The following is a 23,530-nucleotide window of genomic DNA, read 5'->3' as shown; positions in this document are numbered from 1 at the left end:
CCGCAGGGAGGACGATGCCGAGGCATACCCCCTCTCCCGGTACGGGAGAGGGATTGCGCTCCAAGGCGCAGGGAGAGGGCGCCGCGGCCGCGGATGCGAGACGAACTCCGGACCGGAGAGAAAACCGCTCTAACGCCTCGGCCGCAGGGACAGATCGGAAACCCAGAGCTCGGCTCCGGCGCCATCGTCGGTGGCGCCGCAGTACAGCGCAATCGCAACCGTGCGTACCTGCTCGGCAACCACGCCGAGCAGGTTCTCCTCGATCTCCCTCCGGATGTCGAGCTCGTAGTCCTTGTAGAGCCGCTCCTTCTCGACGTCGATGTAATGAACGTTGTTTCCGCCGTTCCCGCGCCTTGGCACGCCGACGAGCGGGGTATTGGCCAACGGGTTCTGCACGTAGCTGTAGAAGCTCGTCATACCGAGAAACCGGCCGTCTGCGTCCAGATACTGCAGCATCACCGTCGCGATGCCCGTCCCGCTGAAACCGATCATCGGCCCCTCGTGCGACGAGGCGCGAAACGTTCCGCGAAATACGTAGTCAGGTCCGGGAACGGAGACCTTCTGCGTGAACAGGAGACTGCCCCTCCCTTCGTAGGTGAGATGAAGCGCATACCCGGAACGTGCGTCCGCGAACGATACGATCTCGTTGGTGCCCTTGCCCCCGACCCGATCGGCCGAGCGGGTCCATTCCGCAAAGCGGTTCTGGAATCCGCCGTTCTGGACCGTGTTTCCTGATTCGTCCAGCGGTGGTGGCCGGTAGGCCGAATCTGGGACCGGGGAAGGGGCCGCGGGCGGCGGGGCGACCCGGGCGGCTGCCGAGTCGGGGGAGGAGGGAGGTGCGGGGAGGCTGGGTTCCAGGTTCCGGTCCGGGCGGAGGTACACAGCTCCCACCCCGGCGGCACCGGCGACCGCCAACGTGATGACCGCTCGCTTCGTCCAGCCTGGCGCGCGTGGCGGCCTGCTCGTGGGCGAAACCAGCACGAGCCGCGCGGGATCGATATCCGGCTGCGCCGCCAGTCGCGGGCAGTCGCGCTCGGAGAAGTGCGAAAGTCCCACGGCACTGCGCGCCTGGTCGAACGCGGCCTGTATCGATTCGCCGAAACCCATGGCGCGGTAGAACGAGCTGCCGAACGTGATCGCCGCCTCGTCGGTGATCTCTCCGCGCATCCCGATGGCGCATCCGACCACGCCGGCGATCGCTTCCGCCTGCGCGTAAGAATCGCAGGCGTTGAGCACAACCAGCCGGATGTTGCCTGGGAAAGATCGGAACAGCGTCGTGAGCGCCTCCCCTTGCACCCTGTGTGGCCGCTGACCTGCCGGATCCATGAGAATCAGACCCTCGCTCCAGCCATGGGCGCTGAAATGAACCACCTGCGGCCGTACCTCGTACAGGGCCTGGAGCAGGTCGTCGGGTCGCGCCGCCAGACGGAGGTCGACCTCCACCGCGTCGCGGTACTCGGACAGGCGAATTTTTTCCCGGATGCCCCGGACGTCTTCGTCCAGCCGAAGTCGCGGCCGGCGCCCACCCGGCGGAAGGGAAAGTGGGTCGGCGGCAAAGAAGAGGATTTTGAGTTTGCTCATGATCGCGATGGAGGAACACGACTTCCGCAGCCGGGGAAAATCCCCCGCTGTCACCACCGGGGAGGAACGGCGGAATCAGGATCGAAAGATCGATCGCGGATGAAGCCGAGGCGAGCGTGGCGCCCGGGGACCAGCCGATGAGCCGACTGCAGTGAACGGGCTGTGCGACGGTTCGAAGTTCGCGTATCCGAACGCGTTCAACAACCTTTCAAGATCGAGGAAACCGAGCCGGGGTGTTTTCCTTCAGATCGTCGCCTCCACACGAAGACCTGCGGGGACTGGGGAGTCGCCTAAAGCAGGCCTTCCTGCGCGCGCACGCGGGGCTTTCCGCTTGCCCCTCCGTGCAGCTCCGGGATCAAGGCTTGGACCGGCCGGCACTTCGCGGCAGGCAATCTCCAGAAGGCGGTGGAGCTGTTCGAGCGGCGCCTGAAGATTAGCCGCGCCCGCGGCGACCGCAGGAGCGAGGGGCACATGCTGGGGAACCTGGGCGCGGCGTACCGGCGCCTTCGCCAGTTCGACCGCGTGCGGGAGTACATCGAGTGCGACCTGGCGCTGGCCCGCGAGATCGGCGACCGGCTGGGCGAGGGGCAGGCAATGGGCAACCTTGCCATCCTCGAACGCAACCTGGGCAAGGCGCGCCGCGCCATCGAGCTCTTCGAGGAGCGCGTCCGCCTGGCGCGGGAACTGGGGGACCGGCGAGGAGAAGCGATCACGCTCTTCAACGCCAGCCTTGCCTGCCGGGACTTGGGCGAGATGGAGAGCGCCAGGTCCAACGCCCGGGCGGCGTGGAGAATCTTCCACGCAATCGGGGACGCAAACGCCGACGCCGTCCAGCGTTTGCTCCGGGAATGGGGATAGGTCTTTCCTCTCGTTTCGGCTCCTCTAGAACCCGGCCTTCGACTCCATCGCTAGCCGTATCTCCTGTCGCACCGACGCGTCTTCCTCCACCTCCGTCCTCTCCCGCAGCGCCTGCCTCGCTGCCTCCGTGCCGATCCGCCCCAGCGCCCACGCCGCGTGCCCCCGCACCAGCGGCTCCTCGTCGTTCAGCGCGACGGTGAGGGCGGGAACGGCCTCGGGCGAGCCCCAGTTGCCCAGCGCGACGGCGACGTTGCGCAGGAGGCCGCGGCGCTTGGTGCGTTTGATGGGCGAGTTCCTGAAGCGGCGGCTGAACTCCTCCTGCGTCATCGTCATCCACCCGATGAGCGATGGCCCGTCCAGCCCCTCGCGCGCCAGGAACGCCGCCTCGTTCGTCGGCTGGGCGAAGCGGTTCCACGGGCACACCTCCTGGCAGATGTCGCAGCCGTAGACGCGGTTGCCGATCATCGGCCGCAGCTCGCGGGGGATGGGGCCCTTCAGCTCGATGGTGAGGTAGGAGATGCAGCGCCGCGCGTCCATCACCGGCGCGCCGGCGGCGTCGCGGCCGAGGAGCGCGCCGGTGGGGCAGGCGTCCAGGCAGCGGTGGCAGCTGCCGCAGTGGTCGCTCGCGAACGGGTGATCGTACTCCAGCTCCACGTCGAGCAGCACCTCGCCGATGAAGTGGTACGAGCCGCGGCGCGGGTGGATGAGCATGGTGTTCTTCCCCTGCCACCCGATTCCCGCGCGCTGGGCCAGCTCGCGCTCCAGCACCGCGCCGGTATCCACGTACGCGCGCCCGCCGGCGGGGACGAGCTCGGCGGCGATCCACTCCTGCAGCGCGATCAGCCGCTCCTTCATCAGCTCGTGGTAGTCGTCGCCGCGCGCGTAGCGGGCGACGATGCCGCGCGAGGCATCGCCCGTCACCGCCGGATCGGCGTCCGGCACGTAGTAGCGGAGGGCGACGACGACGGCGGACCTGGCGCCGGGGACGAGGACGGCGGGGTCCTTCCGCCTGGCGACGGCGTCTTCGCGGGAGAGGTAGCCCATCTCGCCGTGCATCCCGAGCGCGACCCAGCGCTCGTAGGCGTCGCCGTGCGCGCTCGGGTGCGCGGGGGCGATGCCGACGAGGTCGAAGCCCATCTCCCGCGCGCGGTTGCGGATCCGCGCGGAGAGTGCGGCGGGCGAGAGCGCGGCCGTCTGCGTCATCCCGCCGCATACACCCGTGCACGTGCGGGCGTGCCCTTCCGCCCTCCGCATCCGTGCTGTACGTTTCCGCAGCGCGCTGGGCTTCAGCGACACCCACGGCATCGCCATCGCATTTGGCACTCAGGACCTGGCACTCCGGACTCGATCGAATGCACCTCGTCTTCCCCTCCGACGAGCATCTCCCCGGATACGTCGCCGCGCTGGAGCGGGGATGGTCGCCGGACAACACGCGTCCCGAGGCGGCCATCCGCGAGCAGCTCGCCGCGATCGCGAGCGACCCGGCGGCGTTCCTGCGCGGAATGGTGGACCTGGAGGCGAAGGGGCCGGCGGTGACCCTTCCCGACGGCTCCACCGTTCCGCGGCTTCCCGGCTACCGCAAGTGGATGTGGGACGGCGAGTTCTGCGGGAGCATCGGCTTTCGCTGGCAGCCGGGGACCGCGGAGCTGCCGCCGCACGTGCTGGGGCACATCGGCTACGCAACGGTGCCGTGGAAGCGCAACCGCGGCTACGCCACCCTCGCGCTCCGCCTCCTCCTCCCCGAGGCGAAGGCGCTCGGGCTGGAGTACGTGGAGCTCACCACCGATCCCGGCAACGTCGCGTCGCAGCGCGTGATCACGGCCAACGGCGGCGTGCTGGTGGAGCACTTCACCAAGCCGGCGCAGTACGCCCACGAGGAAGGACTCCGCTTCCGCATCGACCTGCGCTGACCGCCATCTCCGCGCGTCTCCGGATCCTCATCTCCCCCACCCGCCTTTCCCTTCCGCGCGGCCGCTCGCGTTTACCACAGACACTTTCGTCTCCGGCCGCGATCCGCTAGAATTCCCGCGCTTCCACCGGAAACACCGTACGCGATCCACATCCCCCACCCTTTGCAGTTCCCCGCGTGAGCGAGTACCGCCCCGAAAACCCGCTGATCGTGCAGGGCGACCAGAGCGTGCTGGCCGAGGTCGGCAGCCCGCGCTTCGCCGAGGCGCGCGACCGCATCGCGCCCTTCGCCGAGCTGGTGAAGAGCCCCGAGCACGTGCACACCTACCGCATCACCCCGCTCTCCGTCTGGAACGCCCGCGCGGCCGGGACCGACCCGGGCGAGATCATCGCGGCGCTGCGCGAGTACGCCAAGTACCCGGTGCCCGCCGTGGTCGAGACCTCGATCCGCGACGCGGCCGCCCGCTACGGCCGGCTGCGGATGGAGCGCGGCCCCGACGGGATCGTGCTGTCGGCCGACGAGCCGGAGCTGGCGGAGATGATCGCGCGCGTGCGCGGCGTGGCATCGCACCTGGGCGAGCGCGTGTCTCCCACCGCGTTCGCCGTGCCCCCCACCGAGCGCGGGCGGCTGAAGCAGGCGCTGGTGAAGGCCGGGTGGCCCGCCGAGGACCTGGCCGGCTACACCCGCGGCGAGCCGCTCCCCATCTCGCTGCGCGCCACCACGCGCGGCGGCGAGGCGTTCGGCCTGCGCGCGTACCAGGCCGAGGCCGCGGGCGCCTTCCACGCGGGCGGGAGCGAGCGCGGCGGCAGCGGCGTGGTGGTGCTCCCCTGCGGCGCGGGAAAGACGGTGGTGGGGATGGAGTGCATGGCGCGGGTCGGCAGCTCCACCCTGGTCCTGACCACCAGCGTGACCGCGGTGCGCCAGTGGATCGGCGAGCTGCTGGACAAGACGACCCTGCACGAGGACCAGATCGGCGAGTACACCGGGCAGGCGAAGGACGTGCGCCCGGTGACCGTGGCCACCTACCAGGTGCTCACGCACCGGGACAGGGCCGATGCGGCCTTCCGCCACCTGGAATTGTTCGACCAGCGCGACTGGGGGCTGATCGTGTACGACGAGGTGCACCTCCTTCCCGCCCCCGTCTTCCAGGTGACGGCCGCGCTGCAGGCCCGGCGGCGGCTGGGGCTGACCGCCACGCTGGTGCGCGAGGACGGGCGCGAGGACGACGTGTTCGCCCTGATCGGCCCGAAGAAGGCCGACGTGCCGTGGAAGGAGCTGGAGGGGCAGGGATGGATCGCGAAGGCGGCGTGCACCGAGGTGCGCGTGCCCATGCCGAAGGAGCTGCGGATGCCGTACGCGGTGGCCGACGCGCGGCAGCAGTTCCGCATCGCCAGCGAGAACCCCGACAAGCTGGGCGTGGTGCGCCGCATCCTGGAGCGCCACCCGGGCGAGCCGGCGCTGGTGATCGGGATGTACGTGGAGCAGATCGAGTGGATGGCGGGCCAGCTCGGCATTCCCGTGCTGACGGGAACCACCGGGCAGCGCAAGCGCGACGCGCTGTACCGCGACTTCCGCGAGGGGCGGCTTCCCGTGCTGGCGGTGAGCAAGGTGGCCAACTTCGCCGTCGATCTTCCGGATGCCGCGGTGGCCGTGCAGGTGTCGGGGACCTTCGGCTCGCGGCAGGAAGAGGCGCAGCGCCTGGGCCGCATCCTCCGCCCCAAGAAGGGCGCCAACCAGGCCCACTTCTACACCCTGGTCAGCCGCGACACCTCGGAGCAGGAGTTCGCGATGAAGCGGCAGCTCTTTCTCTGCGAGCAGGGATATGCGTACCGCATCGCGGATCCGCGGGAGATCTGAGGTGAAAGTGCCAAGTGCCAAGTGCCAAGTGCCAAGTGCCGGGTGCCACCGGATCGGGTACGCACCCGCACTAGAAACGCACAGAGAGACGTCATCCTGAGGCCGGCCACACCGTCTTCCCCTGCACGAATGGTTGCAGGCCAAAGGATCCATAAGCGAGGTCGCACGTGCGCTGCCGGATTGCGCGATCAATTCTCGAATCCGGTATCGTCCTGAATCGCGAACAATCGAGTTCGAGCTGAGATGAAGCTGGCGGACATCGACTGGGGCGCGGCGCTGGAGGCGCTGCCGCGGTGGGAGGCGCTTTCGCGCGCCGCCCGCCTCGCCTTCCTGCAGATCAAGCCCGGCGCGGCCGCGGAGCCCGCGGTGCTGGGCGCGGCGGTGGACGAGCTGGTGGCGGCGGGGTTCGTCACGCCGCCGGGGCCCAGGGGGCAGCTGTATCCCCACGCGCCGGAGCTGAAGCCGCTCCTGTCCGCGCTCCGGGCGATGGACCGCGTGCGCCCGCTGGACGGGCTGCGCGGTGCGCTCTCCGACGCGTACCTGCAGGACCAGCTCACGCACGAGGAGACGAACGCGCTGGCCGGAGGGCAGTCCACGGGCTACTACGGGTGGTCCGACCGCGGCGCGGTGGCGGCCATGGTGTCGTCGGTCGACTGGCTGAACGGCTTCCTGGCCACCGCGCCGGGATCCCCGCTGCTGGCATGGGAGCGGGCGCACCTCCCGCGCAGCGAGCAGCCCCGGCTCTTCGTCCCGGTCGTGGGCGAGGCGCTGCGGAGGCTGGTGCGCGCCCTGGCCGCGCACCCCGCCGGCGTTCCCCTCCGCTCGCTGGCGGAGCTGCTGCCGGACGCGACGCCCGGGCAACGCGCGGTGGCACTCGCGGCGGGGCTGCGCTACCTGCTCGTCTTCGTCTCCCTGCGGGAGCCGGGGCCGGACGCGGTGCTCGGCGTCCTTCCCGCCATCGTGCGGCGGATGGGACCGCCTCCGTCTCCGCCCGAGCCGGTGGAGGTGACGGAGACCTTCGAGGCGCCGTTCCGCGTCAGCGACATGACCACGGTGCTGGTGGACGCCGCCGCCGAGCCCATCCCCGTGCGCGGCAACGACGGCAGCCTGTACGTCCGCTCGCAGAAGGCGCTCGCGTCGCGGCTGCTGCGGCCGCCGGCCTGGGCCGACGCGGCGCTGGCCGTGGTCGGCGCCGGCGACCCCGACGAGGACGACAGCCCGGCGCTGCCACCCGAGCTGGCGGCCCGCATCGACCTGGCCATGGAGGCGCTGCAGGGGCTGCGGCTGGCGGGGGTGAGGTCGGGCGAGCGCTTCACCTTCACCGCCACCACGGCCGGGCGCGAGTGGCTGGCCCTGTCCGAGGGCGAGCGGCTGAAGCACGTGCTGGATGCGCTGCGCGCCTCGCCGCAGCGCAACCCGGGGTGGACGCCGGCCCGCCTCGCCACGATCGACTTCTTCGGCGTGCGCCTCCCGTTCGGGGTGGACGAGGCGAAGCCGGACCTGCGCGCCGCGCTTGCCGCGGCCTTCCTGTCGGCGCCGGCGGACGGGATGGTGCGGGTGGACGCGTTCACCCGCTACCACGCGGAGCTGCGGAACCCGTTCCTGGGGCCCGACGCGGCAGCCCTGCGCAAGCGCTCGAGCTACAGCGGGGCGCCGCGCACGCGCGAGGGCTGGGAGGGCGTGTGGGAGGAGCTCCTGGACATCTTCCTGCGGGTCCGCCTGGTCCCGCTGGGCGGCGCGCGGCTGGGACGGGTGGGCGACGACGCGGCCTTCGCGCTGACCGATGCCGGGCGCTACCTGCTGGGCGCCACCGACGAGCTGCGCCTGGCGGCGGCGGTGGACGGCGAGGTGGTGGTGCAGCCGGACTTCGAGATCGTCTTCCTTTCCGCTTCGCCGCGGTTGGAGGCGGAGCTGGCGCGCTTCGCCGAGCGCACGGGCACGGGCGTCGGCGCGCTGTTCCGCATCACCCAGGCGTCGGTGCTGCGCGCGGCCGAGCAGGGGGTGACGGCCGACCGCATGCTGAAGACGCTGGCCGGGGTGTCGCGCGCGCCGGTGCCGGCCAACGTGGCGCGCCAGGTGCGCGACTGGTTCGGCGGCACGCGCCGGGTGCGCATCCGCCCCGCGGTGCTGGTGGAGTGCCCCGACATGGAGACGGCGGCCCGGGTGAGCGCGCTGGGCGGCCCGCAGGTTTCCTCCGTCACCCGCACGCTCCTGCGCCTGGACGGCGACGCGAAAACCGTGTCCACGCTGGTGAAGAAGCTGCGCGCGAAGGGGATCTTCGTGCAGGAGTGATCCCGCTCGGCGCCCCGGCGCACTCGAACTTTCACTCCGACATCGCCCCCATGATCGACCTGCTGGAGATCGAGACCTTCCTGGACGCCGGCGCGCTGGCGGCCCTGGCGGCGGAGATGGAGCGCGCGGGCGGCGGGCCGGCCACGGTGCTGAGCCAGACGCCCGACGGCGCCGTCCGCCCCGCGACGCGCCGGACGACGCGGCTCGCGCTGCCGCCGGAGGTGCGCGAGGAGGTGAAGCGCCGGCTGATGGACGGCAAACCGGCGCTGGAGAAGCACTTCGGCGTGGCGCTGGGCGAGTGCGAGGAGCCGCAGTTCCTGCGCTACCAGGAGGGCGACTTCTTCGTGGCGCACCAGGACGGCAACACGCCGCTGGTGTGGGACGAATCGCGCTTCCGCCGCGTCTCCGCCGTCGTCTTCCTGAACCCGCAGGCGCCGGAGCCCGCGGCGGGGACATACGGCGGCGGCGAGCTCGTCTTCCACGGGCCGTACACCGGGCCCACCCTCCGCGTCGCTGCGGGCGCGCGGCCCGGCTCGCTCGTCGCCTTCCGCGCGGAAACGACGCACGAGGTGCTCCCCGTCACCCACGGCGTGCGCTACACCATCGCCGCGTTCTTCCGCGCGCCGGCGTAGGACCCGATCCGGCGGCGGTTTGCATACGGAGACTCGGAGGCACGGAGAACTCATCGCGGTTCTCCGTGCCTCCGTATCTCCATGCCTCTGTGTGATCCTCATTCCCAACGCGGGCGGGGCGATGGCTGTTGTATAGCGCAGGATCGCCATCGAAACGCTCACGGGAAGGGAGATGCGGATGCGCCGCTCGCTCGCGCTGGTGATGACGTTCGTGGTGCTCGTTCCCGCCGCGCTGTGGAGTCAGACGGGCGGCGCGCGGAGCTGGGAAGGCCACCTCCGCATCGGCGGGCGCGGCCGCAGCTACCTCGTGGACCTGCCGCCGCAGTACGACGGACGCCATCCGCTGCCGCTGGTGCTGATGTTCCACGGCGGCGGCGGGGACGCGGCCGGCGCGCGGCGGCAGACGGGGCTCAGCGAGGTCGCGCGCGGCGCGGGGTTCATTGCCGTGTACCCGAACGGGACGGGGCGCTTCCGCGGCCGGCTGCTGACCTGGAACGCGTGGAGCTGCTGCGGCTACGCCCAGGCCCAGCGCGTGGACGAGGTCGCGTTCGTGCGCGCGCTGCTCGACACGCTGCAGCGCACGCTGCGCATCGACCCCGCTCGCGTCTACGCCACGGGAATGTCGAACGGGGGGATGATGGCGTACGCGGCCGGCTGCGCGCTCGCCGACCGCTTCGCCGCGATCGCGCCGGTGTCGGGCGAGCTGACGGTGCCGGTCTGCCGCCCGCCGCGCCCCGTCTCCGTGCTGGCCATCCACGGCACCGCGGACGACCACATTCCCTTCAACGGCGGCGTGGGAAGCAAGGCGCTGGCGCGGCACGACGCGCGGAGCGTGGCTTACGCGATCGACACCTGGCGGCGGCTGGACGGCTGCTCCGCCGCGCCCGCCGCCGCCCGCAGCGGCACCGTCGTGCGCACCAGCTACGGCCCCTGCGCGCGCGGCACCACGGTGGAGCTGATCGCCATCCAGGGCGGCCCGCACGCGTGGCCCGGCGGGGAGCGGATGGCCCGCTTCCTCGACCGCCCGAGCGACGCACTGGACGCATCCCGCGTCATCTGGGACTTCTTCGCGGCGCATCCGCGGTCACAGGCGCCCTCCTCTGAACGGCAGGATCTCACACGGAGGGAACGGAGGTAACGGAGGACTGATCGAGCTATCCTCCGTTCCCTCCGTTCCCTCCGTTCCCTCCGTGTGATTCATTCAGAGAACGAGACGAGCGAAGATGCTTCCGGCGCGCCCCGATGCCGGACAGCAGTCCCTCAGGGACTTTGTGCAGTTGTTGCCCGCGAATTCATTCGCCTTCCCGGCTTCGGCGTCCCGATGTCTTGCCCGCGCAGGACTGCACCGGTACCATCGAAGCTCGCGCACCTCCGCGCTCTCCATCCCGATCCCCATCTCCCGAATCCCGAGCCATGACCGCATTGCAGCCGCGCGGGCGCCGCGCCCTCCGCCACGTCCGTCTCCCGGCGCTCCTGATCGCGGCGGCGCTGGGGGCGGCGGCGTGCAGGGGCGACGCGAAGGAGACGGCTGCCGTGGGCGAGCGGGCGCGCGCGACGGCCGTGGCCGCGCCGGACACCGCGGAGGCGGCGCGCGCGCCGGCGGTGGACCCGGCGGCCGACAGCACGATGGGCGAGGTGGCCACCGTCCGCGGCCTGACCGGCGGCGACCGCGCGTGCTACATGGACCTGGAGTCCGGCGGCGCCGTGAAGGGGCAGCAGGAGGCCGCTTTCGGCCTGTGCGAGCGCCGCGAGCTGGTAGGCAAGCGCGTGCGGGTGGAGCGCCGCCGCGCGTGGGTGCTCGCCGCCTCGTGCGAGGGCGACCCGGAGTGCGCACGCCGCGACACCGTGGACCTCATCGTCTCCGCCGAGCCGCTGCGGGCGACCACATCCGCGCCCGCCGCGGGCGCGCATCGCTGAGCGCCGTCTCCGCCTCTCCCGATCGCCATCTCCATCTTCCCATGACCTCGATCCGCCGCGCGAAGCCGTGCGGCGGGAATCCGGTGCGCGATCTGCATTGATCGGCGGCCGCCACCCGGGCCGTCCGGGCTGGCGACGCTTTCCGCGTTTCCGCAGGGGAGGGCCGAATGACCATCTCCATCTTCCCGCGCCGTTCGCTCGCGCTCGTGGCCGCCGCGATGGCCGCGGCCGCGTGCAGCAGCCCGGCGCGCCTGTCCGTGGCCGCGGGGACGGGGCCCGCGCCGATGCTGCCCGCGCCGCGCGTGGGGCTGCTCCCGAACGTGCTGATCGCCCCGGCGCGCGGCTGGCCCCGGGGGGTGATGCCGCAGGCGGCGCCGGGCACCGCCGTGGGCGCGTTCGCCACGGGGCTGGAGCATCCGCGCTGGCTGTACGTGCTCCCCAACGGCGACGTGCTGGTGGCCGAGACCAACGCGCCGGTGCGGCCCGACGACGGCAGGGGGATCAAGGGATGGTTCTTCCGGCGCCTGCAGGGGAAGGCGGGCGCGGGGGTGCCGAGCGCCAACCGCATCACCCTGCTGCGCGACGCCGACGGCGACGGGGTGGCCGAGGTGCGCACACCCTTCCTGGAGGCGCTGAACTCGCCGTTCGGGATGGCGCTGATCGGGAGCGACCTGTATGTCGCGAATAGCGACGCGGTTGTCCGGTTCCGCTACAATCCGGGCGACACGCGCATCAGCGGCGGCTCCACGCGCGTGGTGGACCTGCCGGCGGGGCGCATCAACCACCACTGGACCAAGAACATCCTGCCCTCGCGCGACGGGACGAAGCTGTACGTGACCGTGGGCTCCAACAGCAACGTGGGCGAGAACGGGATGGCGGCCGAGGAGGGGCGCGCGGCGATCTGGGAGGTGGACCTGCGCACCGGCGCGCACCGCGTGTTCGCCACCGGCCTGCGGAACCCCAACGGGCTGGCGTGGGTGCCCGAGACGGGCGCGCTGTGGACGGCGGTGAACGAGCGCGACGAGATCGGCAGCGACCTGGTGCCGGACTACATCACCTCGGTGCGCGACGGCGGGTTCTACGGCTGGCCGTACAGCTACTACGGGCAGACGGTGGACGACCGCGTGAAGCCGCAGCGCGCCGACCTGGTCTCCCGCGCGATCCGGCCGGACTACGCGCTGGGGCCGCACACCGCCTCGATCGGGCTGGCCTGGTCGGCGGGAACGAGCCTGCCGGGCACCTTCGCACACGGGATGTTCGTGGGCCAGCACGGATCGTGGAACCGCGAGCCCCGCAGCGGCTACCGGGTCATCTTCGTCCCCTTCGCCGGCGGCGCGCCGCGGGGCCAGCCCGTGGACGTGCTCACCGGCTTCCTGGACCCCGCCGGCAACGCGTACGGCCGCCCCGTGGGCGTGGCCCTCGACCGCCGCGGCGCCCTCCTCGTCGCGGACGACGTCGGCAACACCATCTGGCGCGTCACCGCGGCGCCGGGCATGGCGGCGGCGAGGTAGGAATCGCGGCAAGCTCCATCTCCACGGCGTTGAATGCTTGGAAGATGCGAGTGAACTCGCGGCTACAACGGCACACAGTCCGCCCGCGCGGACTTCCCCGATGCCTGGCGAACGCGCAGGCGCCGAGGCAGCAGTCCCGCAGGGACTTTGTGCTGTTGTTGCCGCGAATTCATTCGCCTTCAGTTACCCTGGGCCGACCACCTCCATCTCACTCCCAGCCTGAACGGCCGATGCTCTACATGGTGGTCGAGCACTTTCGCGGGGGTGATGCGGCGCCGGTGTACGCGCGGTTCCGCGAGCGTGGGCGGCTGGCGCCGGACGGGCTGCGCTACGTGGCCAGCTGGGTGACGGCCGACCTGCGCCGCTGCTACCAGGTGATGGAGTGCGACGACCGGCGCCTGCTGGACGAATGGATCGCCGCGTGGAGCGATCTGGTCGACTTCGAGGTCGTGCCCGTCGTCACTTCCGCGGACGCGGCGGCCGCGTTCGCACCCACGAACGACCCCGCCTGAGGTGCAGCCGCGCATCTTTCTTGCGCAGAAAAATTCCGGAAACATGATTATAGCTGCCGACGATGGTTTGGCCGGCTGCGGTTCCCATCACCCTACAGGGAGGGCACCCGTGATCAGACCGGCAGCGGCATCCAGGGGATTGTTCAGCGTCGCCATCGCGGCGGCGCTGGCGTTCGGGGCGAGCCAGCTGATGGCTTCGCCGCAGGCGGCGGCCGCCTGTCCGTTCAATCCCGCGGCGGGACAGGTCGGTGCCTGCAGCACCCAGGCGGCCTGCTCGCAGACCTGCCTCTCCTACTTCCCGGAGAACGGCGGAACGGGATTCTGCCGCCAGGGCTGCTGCCTCTGCGCGACCTGAGGAGCGCCTAGGCGGCGGCGCGGAAGGGCCGGGGAATCGCCTCCCCGGCCCTTCTTCTTTCGATCTCCATTAACGATACGCTTGCGTTCCGTATCGCTACGTCGCATGTTGGTGATTATGAAACGAGAGCGTATCGAATCACCGGCGGTGGAGACGCGCGCGCCGGGGCGGCCGCGGAGCGAGGAGGCGCACGATGCCATCCTGGGCGCCGCGGTCGCGCTGATCCGCGAGGTGGGCTACGACGCGGTGACGATGGAGGGGATCGCGGCGAAGGCGGGCGTCGGCAAGGCGACGGTCTACCGGCGCTGGAAGGAGAAGGAGACGCTGGTGATCGAGGCGATCGGGCGGATCGTGGCCGCCATCCCCATCCCCGACACCGGCGGCGCGGAGGGCGACCTGATGGCGCTGATGCGCGCCGCGCTGGGGATGTACGCCGACCCCGCCAGCGGCCTGCTCCTCTCCGGCCTGGTCGCGGCGATGGCGCGGAGCGAGCGCATCGCCCACGCGGTGCGCACCGGCTTCGACGCCACCTGGCGCGCCGCCGTGCGCCAGGTGCTGGAGCGCGCCGTCGCCCGCGGCGAGCTGCGCGCGGGGCTGGACATCCGCCTCGCCACGGACGTCATCGGCGGGCCCCTCTTCTACCGCTACCTGATGTCCGGCGGCCCGGTAGACGAGCCGCTCGCGCGCGAGATCGTCTCCATCCTCCTCCGCGCCTTCGCCCGCGAAGGCGGCGGATGACGCGCAGCACTCAGCACTCAGCACTCGGCACTCGGCACTCGGCACTCAGCACTCAGCACTCAGCACTCAGCACTCAGCACTCAGCACTCAGCACTCAGCACTCAGCACTCAGCACTCAGCACTCAGCACTCAGCACTCAGCACTCAGCACTCAGCACTTAGGACTTAGGACTTAGGACTTAGGACTGATCCCCCAACCCGATCCCCAGGCGATCGGAGGTCGCGCCCATGCAGAGCCTCTTCTCCGACGACACGCGCCGCAACCCGTATCCGCTCTACGACCACCTGCGCGCGGCGTCGCCCGTGTTCCAGGAGCCGCAGTCCGGGCACTGGATGTTGTTCGACTACGACAGCGTGAAGCGCGCGCTGAACGACGCGGCCACCTTCAGCTCCGTCGTCTCCCCCAACTCGCCGCGGACTTCGCGGTGGCTCATCTTCGCCGATCCGCCGCGGCACACGCAGCTGCGCGGGCTCATCATGCGCGCCTTCACCCCGCGCGCGGTGGCCGCGCTGGAGCCGCGCATCCGCGAGCTGTCGCGCGAATTGCTGGACGGCGCGGCGCAGCGCGGGGAGATGGACCTGGTCGCCGACTACGCCGTCCCCCTGCCGCTGATGGTGATCGCGGAGATGCTGGGCGCGCCCGTGGCCGACCGCCCGCGCTTCCGCCGCTGGACCGACGCCATCGTCGCGCTGAGCCACGCCGTCGCCAACGACGCGCGGGCGCAACGGGCGGTGGAGAGCTTCGCCGCCGCGCACGACGAGATGGCGGCGTATCTCCCCGCCCTGCTGGAAGCCCGCCGCCGCGCGCCGCAAGACGACCTGCTGACGCGGCTGGTGGAGGTCGAGGTGGAGGGCGAGCGGCTGACCGAGGAGGACATCCTCGGCTTCTTCCAGCTCCTCCTGCTGGCCGGCCACGAGACCACGGCGAACCTCATCTCCAACGCCGTCCTCTCCCTGGTCGAGCACCCGGACCAGCTCGCGCGCATCCAGGCCGCGCCGCGCATCCTTCCCGGCGCCATCGAGGAGGTGCTGCGCTTCCGGTCCCCCGTCCAGGCGGTGTTCCGGGCCACGCGGCAGGAGGTGGAGATGCGCGGGCGCACCATCCCCGCGGGGCAGCTGGTGCTGGCGTGGATCGGCGCTGCCAACCGCGACCCCGCGCACTTCGACCAGCCCGCGCGCTTCGACGTGGGCCGCGATCCGAACCCGCACGTGGCGTTCGGGCACGGCATCCACTTCTGCATCGGCGCGGCGCTGGCGCGGATGGAGGGACGCGTGGCGCTGGCGCATCTCCTCGAACGGCTGGGCAACATCGAGCTGGCGGGCGTCGAACCGTGGGAGCCGCGCGAGGCCTTCCACGTGCACGGCCCCACGCGCCTCCCCATCCGCTTCGAGCCGCGCGAGCCCGCCGCGGTGTGACAGCGGAGTGGGTTGACGGGATCGGAGGGATGGGGATGACGGAGATGAGGCGAGGGGGATGACAGGGATGGGGCGATGGACGATGGGGATCGGATTACGATCGCGAAAATGCGAGTGAACTCGCGGCTACAACGGCACACAGTCCGCCTGCGCGGCGCCTGCGTGGACTCCCGGTGAATGCCCGGCCAACCGCGCGAATGCCGGGGCCGCAGTCCCGAAGGGACTTTGTGCCGTTGTTGCCCCCGAATTCCATTCGGGGTACTCGGACCGCGCTCGCTCTGGCTGAATCGCCGCCCGGACGATGCCGCCGTTCCCCGGGGTGCCGGCGCGGCTTATTCTTCAGCATCTCCCGCTCTTCCACGGCCACCCTTCCGCGCAGCCGACCATGAGCGAGCATGACCAGCTTCAGCCCATCCTGCAGCAGCTGCTGCAGGTGCACGGCGCCTCGTTCCAGCTGGGCGAGCACGAGGTGGCGTTCCACGCGCTCGCGGCGGCCGCGCACGCCGCCGAGAGGCTGGACGACATGGAAACGCTCGGGCGCGTGGCCGCGCTCAGCCGCGAGGAGCTGGAGTGGATGGACGCGAACCAGCCGCACCACCGCCTGTCGACGCTGTCGGCGGGGGAGCGCCACCACCGCAGCATGTTCGAGCAGCTCGCCTCGACCGCCACCACGATGCAGCGGCGCATCCACACCGACCACCTGCGCCAGGCGGCGGCGGTCGCGCTGGAAGTGATCCGGGCTTGAGCGTGCCAGAGCCCGCGCGCTTCGACGCGGACTCGGTGCGTGCCGCGTGGGACCGCGCGGCGGACGGGTACGCGGCCAGCCAGGAAGCGGGGCTCGACTACTACCGCTACGAGTTCCTGGGCCCCGCGCAGGTGGCCGCCTGCGGTGACGTGCGCGGCCTGCGCGTGCTGGACGTGGGGTGCGGAAGCGGATACCTGGCGCGGGAGATGGCGACGCGCGGCGCGCGGGCCGAGGGCGTCGACATCTCGCCACGGATGATCGAGCACGCGCGCCGGCACGAGGCGCGGTCGCCGCTCGGCATCGCCTACCACGCCGGCGACGCGGCCGAGGTGGCGTCGCTCTTCGCGGCGGAGTCGTTCGACCTGGCGGTGTCGTGCATCGCCCTGCAGGACATGCCCGATCCCGCGGCGGTGCTGCGCGGCGTGTTCTCCGTGCTGCGGCCGGGCGGGCGGTTCGTGGCGTCCATCAGCCATCCGTGCAGCGAAACGCCGTTCCGCCGCTGGGAGCGCGACGAGGCCGGCGGCAAGCGCTGGCTCTGCATCGACCGCTATTTCGAGCGCGGGCCGGTGGAGTTCCAGTGGGAGCGCTGGGGCGGGTTCACCACCGCCATGCTGCACGTACCGCTGGAGGACTGGTTCCAGTGGATCGTCGCCGCCGGCTTTCACCTCCGCGCCGTCCGCGAGCCGCGCCCCACCGACGACGCGGTCCGCGCCAACCCGAAGCTGGCCGACGCCGCGCGCGTGCCGTACTACGTGATCTTCGACCTGCAGCGGCCGGGGTGATGGCGCGGGATGGATCCCGGTAGATCCCGGCGACGGCGCGGATCGGAAATCGCGAAAATGCGACTGAAGTCGCGGCTACAACGGCACACAGTCCGCCTTCGCGGACTTCTCCAGTGAAGGTCCTGGCTATCGCGCGAGTGCCGGGGCCGCAGTCCCGCAGGGACTTCGTGCTGTTGTTGCCGCGAATTCATTCGCCTTCCCAAGCCTGGTCCAGCTGGCAATGTGCGCGATCCGATCCCCATCTCCAGCACCACCTCATGACTACGTCCACCGATCGTGATCTCCCGCTGCGCATCGTCGTCGTGCGGCCGCCGATGGGGGTGGCGTTCGCGGTGCAGCGCGGGCGCGACGCGCTGCTGCCGCCCACCCGCGCGTCGGCCGGGGAGATCGTGTTCGACCTCACCGTCCGCGTGGCGGACCGCGGCGGCGCGGTGAACGTGCTGGGGCCGTTCGCGCACGGAACGCCGGCGGACCGGTTCGTCTACGTGAGCTCGGGAACCTCGGCCGGGCAGGCAGGCTCGTGCTGGACGCGCCGCGCGAAGGTGAAGACGGCCGCAATCGACTGGCCGCTCGTCGAGGCGGCGCTGGCCACCCCCGGCGCCGTCCTCGAGGCGCGGATCGAGGGCACCGCGCGCGACGGCGGCCCGTGCTGCGCCACCGTCCCGCTGCTCGACGGCGGTTGGACGATGCGTCGCGATTGACCCATCACCCGCGGAGGGCGCGATGCTGGGATCGGCGAAGCTGGTGGCGTTCGTTCCCACGCGCGATCCGGCGCGGGCGCGGGCGTTCTACCAGCGCGTGCTGGGCCTTCGCCTGGTGGGCGAGGACGCGTTCGCGCTGGTGTTCGACTGCGGCGGAACGATGCTGCGCGTGGTGAACGTCGCGGGCGTCCCCGGCTTCGAGCCGGCGCCGTTCACCATCCTCGGGTGGGACGTCGCCGACGCGCACGCCGCCGTGCGCGAGCTGCGCGAGCGCGGCGCGGAGCCGCTGCGCTACGGCGGGATGGAGCAGGACGAGCTGGGCGTCTGGACCTCGCCCGCGGGCGCGCGGATCGCGTGGTTCCACGATCCGGACGGCAACGTCCTCTCCATCACCCAGTTCTGAATGGAGATTCGGGAGATGCGGGAGATTCGGATGGATGGAACGGTGACGGCGGTCAGCCGCGGCCCGGCGCACGCCTTCAGCAAGGCGAACGAGGATGCGATCCGCCTGCTCGCGGGCCTGGGCGTGGACGGCGACGCGCATGCGGGGGTGACGGTGAAGCACCGCTCGCGCGTGGCGCGCGACCCCACGCAGCCCAACCTGCGCCAGGTGCACCTGATCCACGCCGAGCTGCACGACGAGCTGCGCGCCGCCGGCTTCCACGTCTCCGCCGGCGACATGGGCGAGAACGTGACCACGCGCGGCGTCGACCTGCTCGCCCTCCCCGCCGGCACGCGCCTGCGCCTGGGCGATGCGGCGCTCGTGGAGGTCACGGGGCTCCGCAACCCGTGCGCGCAGCTGGACCGCTTCCAGCCCGGCCTGATGGCGGCGGTGCTGGACCGCGACGCGGACGGCGGCCTGGTGCGCAAGGCGGGCATCATGGCCGTGGTCCTGGCCGGCGGCGAGGTCCGCCCGGGCGACGCCATCGCCGTGGAGCTGCCGCCGCAGCCGCACCGCGCGCTGGAGCCCGTCTGACAACGAGTGCGGAAGTGCGTGAGTGCGGAAGTGCGGAAGTGCGGAAGTGCGGGAGATCGATACCGAAAGGACACAGATCGGGACGCGATTGTGACCGCGTGAAAGAAGCCGCCGGGGGGACAAACGAGGACAAGCTGTCGCGGTGGCGCGGTGCATGCGGCACATCGTGGCGGGGTGTAAGCTGCGGCGGCGCATGCGCGGAGGAGAATGGAACGCCGCCGCCCGTTTCGGGCCCGTGCGGGCCGGACAGTCGCCAGAATCGCGATTTTGGACGCCAGGGGCGGCAAAATCGCGCAACTGCATGGTTGACGGCTGGCCGTTTTCAACCGAACTTCCCCGTGTTGTTCCCCTGGCGCGCCCGTCGATCTCGCCCGTCGTGGAGCTCTGGCACGCAATGCGCGGCAGGAATCACTTGCTCCGGCAGCGGCGGCTGCAAAACACCAACTCCAGAGGGTGACCGGCTATGGCGAGGGAAAAGGGGACGGTGAAGTGGTTCAACCCCGAGAAGGGGTTCGGCTTCATCACCCGCGAGAACGGCGAGAAGGACTGCTTCGTGCACCACAGCGCGATCCAGGGCTCGGGGTTCAGGACCCTGAACGAGGGTGAGCCGGTCGAGTTCGAGGTGGTGCAGGGCACGAAGGGCCCCGCGGCCGAGAACGTGGTGCGTCTCGACGCGCCCGCAGACGGCGGCGAGAGCGGCGGTGGCGGCAGCCGCGGCGGTGGCTACGGCGGCGGTGGTGGCGGCCGTGGCGGCGGCGGTGGCGGCTACGGCGGTGGTGGTGGCGGCCGTGGCGGCGGCGGCGGTGGCTACGGCGGCGGTGGGGGTGGCCGCGGCGGCTACGGCGGTGGCGGCGGCGGCGACCGTGGCTACGGCGGCGGCGGCGACCGCTGGTAAACAGCGCTCCACATCGGGAGAGAGGCCCGGGCAGGTGCCCGGGCCTCCCTTCTTTGGACAGAAGTGCGAGAGTGCGAGAATGCGGAAGTGCGTTGGGCGGTCGACAGACACATCATCGTCCCACCACCAGACGTCATCCTGAGGCCGGCCACACTGTAACATTCGCCGCACCGAATGCTGCAGGCCGAAGGATCTATCGCATGATCGCACGTCAGCCTGTGGATCACGCATGAATCCCGTCTGCGAACGCCGCGCCGACCGCAAGTCCTAAGCTGAATTTCCACTTGGGACTTGGGACTTGGGACTTGGGACTCAGGACTTCGGCTCCGGCACTTGTAGACGGCGGGAGAGTGGTTTACAATCCCTTGGCAGGCGCGACGCAATCCCCACCCGCGCCCCCGCCCCACCCCGCCGTTCGTGCGCGGAACCGCAGGAAATCTTCCGCGCTCCGGCCATCCATCTCCGCACGGCGGCACAGCTTCCCTCCCCTATTTCCGCGCGAGGTATCTCCATGGCAGACGCGATTCCGCCCCTGAGCTCCCGGGGGCTGCGAGTGTTCGGCGAAGGGCCCACCGACTTCGGCATGTACCTGCAGCCGGTCGGCACCATCAAGGCGGTGATGGTCTTCGTGGGCCACCCCGACGCGCCCGGCAAGGACGATCCCGGCGAGGTGGCCGACCGCCTGCTGGGCGGCGGGCAGGCGCAGCGGCTGTTCTTCAACCAGTCGCAGGGGAAGCTGGCGCTGCAGGTGGAAGTGAAGTCCGAGCTGGGATGGCGGCAGCTGGCGAAGCCGTCGGACCAGTACGGCAAGCTGGTCAACGGCGGCGTGGACTTCGTCAGCTTCGACCTGCACCGCGAGTACATCTCCGACGCGGCGGCGCTGTTCGCGAAGTCCGAGGTGAAGTTCTCCGAGTTCCAGGTGGTGATGATCGTGTCGCCGCGCGAGGCGAAGTTCTCCGTCTCGCCCGCGTTCATCGCCGACAAGGGGCACGCGGCGCAGACGCCGAGCGGCACCATCCGCCACGCGGTGACCTTCGGGCGCGACAGCTACAAGAACCGTTTCATCAACCTGGTGCACGAGGTGGGGCACCTGTTCGGGCTGCCGGACCAGTACCCGTTCGGCGCCGCCGCGCCCGCCGACCAGTCCGACGCCGGCTGCTGGTCCATCATGTCCGACATCTTCCGCGCGAACGGGTTCCTGGCGTGGGACCGGCGCAAGAACGGCTGGCTGGACACCTCGCAGATGCGCTACGTCTCCCAGCCCACGCGCGAGGTGGTGCGCCTGGCCCCCGCCACCGGCGGCGACGGCCTGCAGATGCTGGTGCTGCCGGTGGACGACCCCGCCTCGCCGTCGAAGGTGCTGGTCGTCGAAGTCGCGCAGCCCGGCGTGGACGACAAGCTGCAGCCGTCGGGGAGCGAGGGCGTGCTGGTGTACGAGGTCGACGGAACGGTGGACAGCGGCCACTCGCCGGTGAAGGTGGTGCCGCGCGAAGCCGGCTTCGACTCGCGCTTCGGCAACCTCTTCCGCGCGCCGTTCCAGGTGAACGACGACGTGCCGCTGGACCGCGGCAACGCCGCGATCTCCCTGCGCGTGCTGGGGAAGACGGGCGAGTCGTACGACGTGGAGGTGACGTACGACCGGCGGTAGGTCGAGAAGCAGAAGAAGTCCTAAGTCCTAAGTCCCAAGTCCTAAGTCCTAAGTCCTAAGTCCTAAGTCGTAGTTAACTTAGCACTTAGGACTTAGCACTTAGGACTTTTCTTTTGACGGCTCGCTTCGTGCGCCCGCCGGTCCTTCCATGCGCATCCGCCTGTCGTTCCGCACCGCCGCCATCGCCGTCGCGCTCGTGGAGGGCGCGCTGCTGGTTGGGGTGGTGACGTTCCTCGCGATCACCGGGAAGGCGCTCGTCGTCCGCTTCGCGCGGCCCGAGGAGCTGCGGCGCGCGGAGGCGGCGCCGCGGCTGGTGATCCCCGTGGCGGGCGTGCGCGCGGGGGAGCTGCGCGACAGCTTCGGCGCGGGGCGCTCCGGCGGGCGCAAGCACCTGGGGATCGACATCATGGCGCCGCGCGGCACGCCGGTGCTGGCCGCCGCGCCCGGCGTGATCGTGAAGCGCGACTCCAGCGCGCTGGGCGGCATCTCCATCTACGAGCGCGACTTGGACACGCGCACCCTCTACTTCTACGCCCACCTGCAGGGCTACCGCGCGGGCCTCGTCGAGGGCGAGCTGGTGCGCGCGGGCGACGTCATCGGCTACGTGGGAACGACCGGGAACGCGCAGGGCGGCAGCCCGCACCTGCACTTCGGCATCTACACCGTCACCGACCCCAACCGCTGGTGGCACGGCCGCGACCTGAACCCGTATCCCCTCCTCCGCGAAGCCACGCGTTGATCTGCCCCCTCGCCAGCCCCCTTCGAGCCGCCGGGATGCCGCGGCCGCAGTCCCGCAGGGACTTGGTGCTCTTGTTGCCCGCGAATTCCATTCGCCGGGTGCGATGGCCCGGGCTTGCATCCGCGCCGCCGGTAAGCGAGTGTCACCCGGAGCGCGGTCGTGGGCGAACGAGGCAACGGGAGGAGGACGGGGATGAAGGTGATCGTGATCGGCGGGACGGGGACCATCGGCGACCCGGTGGCGGACGCGCTGGTGGCGAAGGGGCACGAGGTCGTTCGCGCCGCCCGCAGCAGCGGCGACGTGCGCGTGGACATCACCTCCACCGCGTCCATCGAGGAGCTGTTCCGCGCGGTGGGGCGCTTCGACACGCTGGTGTCGTGCGCGGGCTCGGGCGCGTGGAAGCCGCTGGAGCAGCTCACCGACGAGGACTTCGAGACGAGCCTGCACAACAAGCTGATGGGACAGGTGAACCTGGTCCGCCGCGGGCTCGCGACCGTGGCCGACGGCGGCTCGTTCACCGTCACCAGCGGCGTGCTGGCGCACGACCCGATGCCGGGGAGCGCGGCGATCAGCCTGGTGAACGCGGGGCTGGAGGGCTTCGTGCGCGCGGCCGCGCTCGAGGCGCCGCGCGGGGTGCGCGTGAACGTGGTCAGCCCGCCGTGGGTGAGCGAGACGCTGAAGGCCATGGGGATGGACCCCTCCGGCGGGATGCCGGCGGCCGAGGTGGCGCGCGCCTACGTGGCGTCCGTCGAAGGGACGCAGAACGGCGCGGTGATCGACGCGAGGTCGTTCCGGTGAGCGCGCAGGATTCAGCGCTCCGCGAGCAGCTGGCGAAGGTGCTGGAGTGGGGCGAGGCGCACGTGGATTTCGACACGGCGGTGGAGGGCATTCCCCGCGAACTGCGCGGGCGCACGCCGGGCGGGCTGCCGTACTCGCCCTGGCAGCTGCTGGAGCACCTGCGCATCACCCAGCACGACATCCTCGACTTCTCGCGCAACCCGGACTACCGCGAGATCCGCTGGCCCGACGACTACTGGCCGGACTCCCCCGCCCCGCCGGACGCGGAGGCGTGGGACCGCAGCGTGGCCGCGTTCCGCGCCGACCGCGCGGCGCTGCAGGCCATGGCGCGCGACCCGTCCATCGACCTGTTCGCGCAGATCCCGCACGGCACCGGGCAGACGTACATCCGCGAGATCCTGCTCGCCGCCGACCACGCCGCGTACCACATCGGCGAGCTCGTGGCCGTGCGCCGGATGCTGGGCGCGTGGAAGAAAGCCAGCTGATCTCACGCGGAGACGCGGAGTCGCGGAGAACTCGGTGAATGCGATGAGTTCTCCGCGTCTGGCCGCAATCGCTGAAGGCGATTCGGCAGTGGTCCCACCCGACGTCATCCTGAGGCCGACGACGACGCAATCCGTGTCCACGCAACAGGTTGCAGGCCGAAGGATCTATCATCCGCACAGCACG

23 protein-coding genes and 1 pseudogene are annotated in these 23,530 nt (G+C 71.2%); 22 read left to right on the top strand and 2 right to left on the bottom strand.

The annotated features are described in order from the left end of the window. Nucleotides 1-129: 129 nt before the first annotated feature. Entirely contained in the window at nt 130-1,581 is a 1,452-nt protein-coding gene (locus VLK66_RS25425) for a CHAT domain-containing protein (RefSeq protein WP_325312312.1), read from the bottom strand. A 405-nt stretch (nt 1,582-1,986) separates the two neighbouring features. Between VLK66_RS25425 and VLK66_RS25420 the strand changes: the two genes are divergently transcribed. After that, the gene (locus tag VLK66_RS25420) at nt 1,987-2,439 is read left to right on the top strand and encodes a tetratricopeptide repeat protein (RefSeq protein ID WP_325312311.1); all 453 of its coding nucleotides are present in this window, start codon (nt 1,987-1,989) and stop codon (nt 2,437-2,439) included. 24 nt (nt 2,440-2,463) lie between these two features. Here the strand turns inward: VLK66_RS25420 and queG are convergent, their stop codons facing one another. After that, nucleotides 2,464-3,642 (bottom strand): tRNA epoxyqueuosine(34) reductase QueG, encoded by a 1,179-nt coding sequence (gene queG, locus VLK66_RS25415; RefSeq protein WP_325312310.1) that lies wholly within the window; start codon nt 3,640-3,642, stop codon nt 2,464-2,466. 149 nt (nt 3,643-3,791) lie between these two features. Between queG and VLK66_RS25410 the strand changes: the two genes are divergently transcribed. The 21 genes and pseudogenes from VLK66_RS25410 (at nt 3,792) to VLK66_RS25310 (ending at nt 23,346) form a co-directional block, all read left to right on the top strand. Then, nucleotides 3,792-4,349 carry a GNAT family N-acetyltransferase gene (locus tag VLK66_RS25410; protein WP_325312309.1) on the top strand — a complete coding sequence of 186 codons (558 nt, stop codon included), beginning with the start codon at nt 3,792-3,794 and terminating at the stop codon, nt 4,347-4,349. A 176-nt stretch (nt 4,350-4,525) separates the two neighbouring features. Next, entirely contained in the window at nt 4,526-6,205 is a 1,680-nt protein-coding gene (locus VLK66_RS25405; RefSeq protein ID WP_325312308.1) for a DNA repair helicase XPB, read from the top strand. A 243-nt stretch (nt 6,206-6,448) separates the two neighbouring features. Next, entirely contained in the window at nt 6,449-8,497 is a 2,049-nt protein-coding gene (locus tag VLK66_RS25400) for a helicase-associated domain-containing protein (RefSeq protein ID WP_325312307.1), read from the top strand. 50 nt (nt 8,498-8,547) lie between these two features. Then, nucleotides 8,548-9,129 carry a 2OG-Fe(II) oxygenase gene (locus VLK66_RS25395; protein ID WP_325312306.1) on the top strand — a complete coding sequence of 194 codons (582 nt, stop codon included), beginning with the start codon at nt 8,548-8,550 and terminating at the stop codon, nt 9,127-9,129. A gap of 178 nt (nt 9,130-9,307) precedes the next feature. Then, nucleotides 9,308-10,267 carry an alpha/beta hydrolase family esterase gene (locus VLK66_RS25390; protein ID WP_325312305.1) on the top strand — a complete coding sequence of 320 codons (960 nt, stop codon included), beginning with the start codon at nt 9,308-9,310 and terminating at the stop codon, nt 10,265-10,267. A 275-nt stretch (nt 10,268-10,542) separates the two neighbouring features. After that, on the top strand, nt 10,543-11,046 hold the full coding sequence (locus tag VLK66_RS25385; protein ID WP_325312304.1) for a hypothetical protein: 504 nt from the start codon (nt 10,543-10,545) through the stop codon (nt 11,044-11,046). A 167-nt stretch (nt 11,047-11,213) separates the two neighbouring features. After that, nucleotides 11,214-12,557: a sorbosone dehydrogenase family protein gene (locus VLK66_RS25380; protein ID WP_325312303.1), complete on the top strand. Its 1,344-nt coding sequence runs from the start codon at nt 11,214-11,216 to the stop codon at nt 12,555-12,557. Between the two features lie 230 nt (nt 12,558-12,787). After that, nucleotides 12,788-13,069, top strand: coding sequence for a DUF3303 domain-containing protein (locus tag VLK66_RS25375; RefSeq protein ID WP_325312302.1), 282 nt, complete (start codon nt 12,788-12,790; stop codon nt 13,067-13,069). Between the two features lie 109 nt (nt 13,070-13,178). Continuing rightward, nucleotides 13,179-13,424 carry a hypothetical protein gene (locus tag VLK66_RS25370; RefSeq protein WP_325312301.1) on the top strand — a complete coding sequence of 82 codons (246 nt, stop codon included), beginning with the start codon at nt 13,179-13,181 and terminating at the stop codon, nt 13,422-13,424. Between the two features lie 117 nt (nt 13,425-13,541). Continuing rightward, nucleotides 13,542-14,162 carry a TetR/AcrR family transcriptional regulator gene (locus tag VLK66_RS25365; RefSeq protein ID WP_325312300.1) on the top strand — a complete coding sequence of 207 codons (621 nt, stop codon included), beginning with the start codon at nt 13,542-13,544 and terminating at the stop codon, nt 14,160-14,162. Nucleotides 14,163-14,389: 227 nt separating this feature from the next. Continuing rightward, entirely contained in the window at nt 14,390-15,577 is a 1,188-nt protein-coding gene (locus VLK66_RS25360; protein WP_325312299.1) for a cytochrome P450, read from the top strand. Nucleotides 15,578-15,962: 385 nt separating this feature from the next. Then, on the top strand, nt 15,963-16,322 hold the full coding sequence (locus VLK66_RS25355; RefSeq protein WP_325312298.1) for a hypothetical protein: 360 nt from the start codon (nt 15,963-15,965) through the stop codon (nt 16,320-16,322). A 2-nt stretch (nt 16,323-16,324) separates the two neighbouring features. Continuing rightward, the gene (locus VLK66_RS25350) at nt 16,325-17,104 is read left to right on the top strand and encodes a class I SAM-dependent methyltransferase (protein ID WP_325312378.1); all 780 of its coding nucleotides are present in this window, start codon (nt 16,325-16,327) and stop codon (nt 17,102-17,104) included. A gap of 257 nt (nt 17,105-17,361) precedes the next feature. Further along, the gene (locus VLK66_RS25345) at nt 17,362-17,805 is read left to right on the top strand and encodes a DUF5990 family protein (RefSeq protein WP_325312297.1); all 444 of its coding nucleotides are present in this window, start codon (nt 17,362-17,364) and stop codon (nt 17,803-17,805) included. 22 nt (nt 17,806-17,827) lie between these two features. After that, on the top strand, nt 17,828-18,208 hold the full coding sequence (locus VLK66_RS25340; RefSeq protein ID WP_325312296.1) for a VOC family protein: 381 nt from the start codon (nt 17,828-17,830) through the stop codon (nt 18,206-18,208). A gap of 30 nt (nt 18,209-18,238) precedes the next feature. Next, nucleotides 18,239-18,781, top strand: coding sequence for an MOSC domain-containing protein (locus VLK66_RS25335; protein WP_349260547.1), 543 nt, complete (start codon nt 18,239-18,241; stop codon nt 18,779-18,781). Nucleotides 18,782-19,244: 463 nt separating this feature from the next. Then, nucleotides 19,245-19,451, top strand: a pseudogene (locus VLK66_RS25330) (cold-shock protein); the annotation flags it as partial. Nucleotides 19,452-20,187: 736 nt separating this feature from the next. After that, entirely contained in the window at nt 20,188-21,324 is a 1,137-nt protein-coding gene (locus VLK66_RS25325) for a hypothetical protein (RefSeq protein ID WP_325312294.1), read from the top strand. Between the two features lie 148 nt (nt 21,325-21,472). Continuing rightward, on the top strand, nt 21,473-22,063 hold the full coding sequence (locus VLK66_RS25320; protein ID WP_325312293.1) for a M23 family metallopeptidase: 591 nt from the start codon (nt 21,473-21,475) through the stop codon (nt 22,061-22,063). 192 nt (nt 22,064-22,255) lie between these two features. Then, complete coding sequence (locus tag VLK66_RS25315) at nt 22,256-22,861, top strand: short chain dehydrogenase (protein WP_325312292.1); 606 nt, start codon at nt 22,256-22,258, stop codon at nt 22,859-22,861. After that, a complete protein-coding gene (locus VLK66_RS25310; protein ID WP_325312291.1) occupies nt 22,858-23,346 on the top strand; it encodes a DinB family protein in 489 nt (162 codons plus the stop codon). The genes VLK66_RS25315 and VLK66_RS25310 overlap by 4 nt, the downstream gene beginning before the upstream one ends. Nucleotides 23,347-23,530: the final 184 nt, after the last annotated feature.

This window comes from Longimicrobium sp., from assembly GCF_035474595.1.
In the GTDB taxonomy this organism is placed as follows: Bacteria; Gemmatimonadota; Gemmatimonadetes; order Longimicrobiales; family Longimicrobiaceae; genus Longimicrobium.
This window is presented reverse-complemented; position numbering and strand designations above follow the sequence as displayed.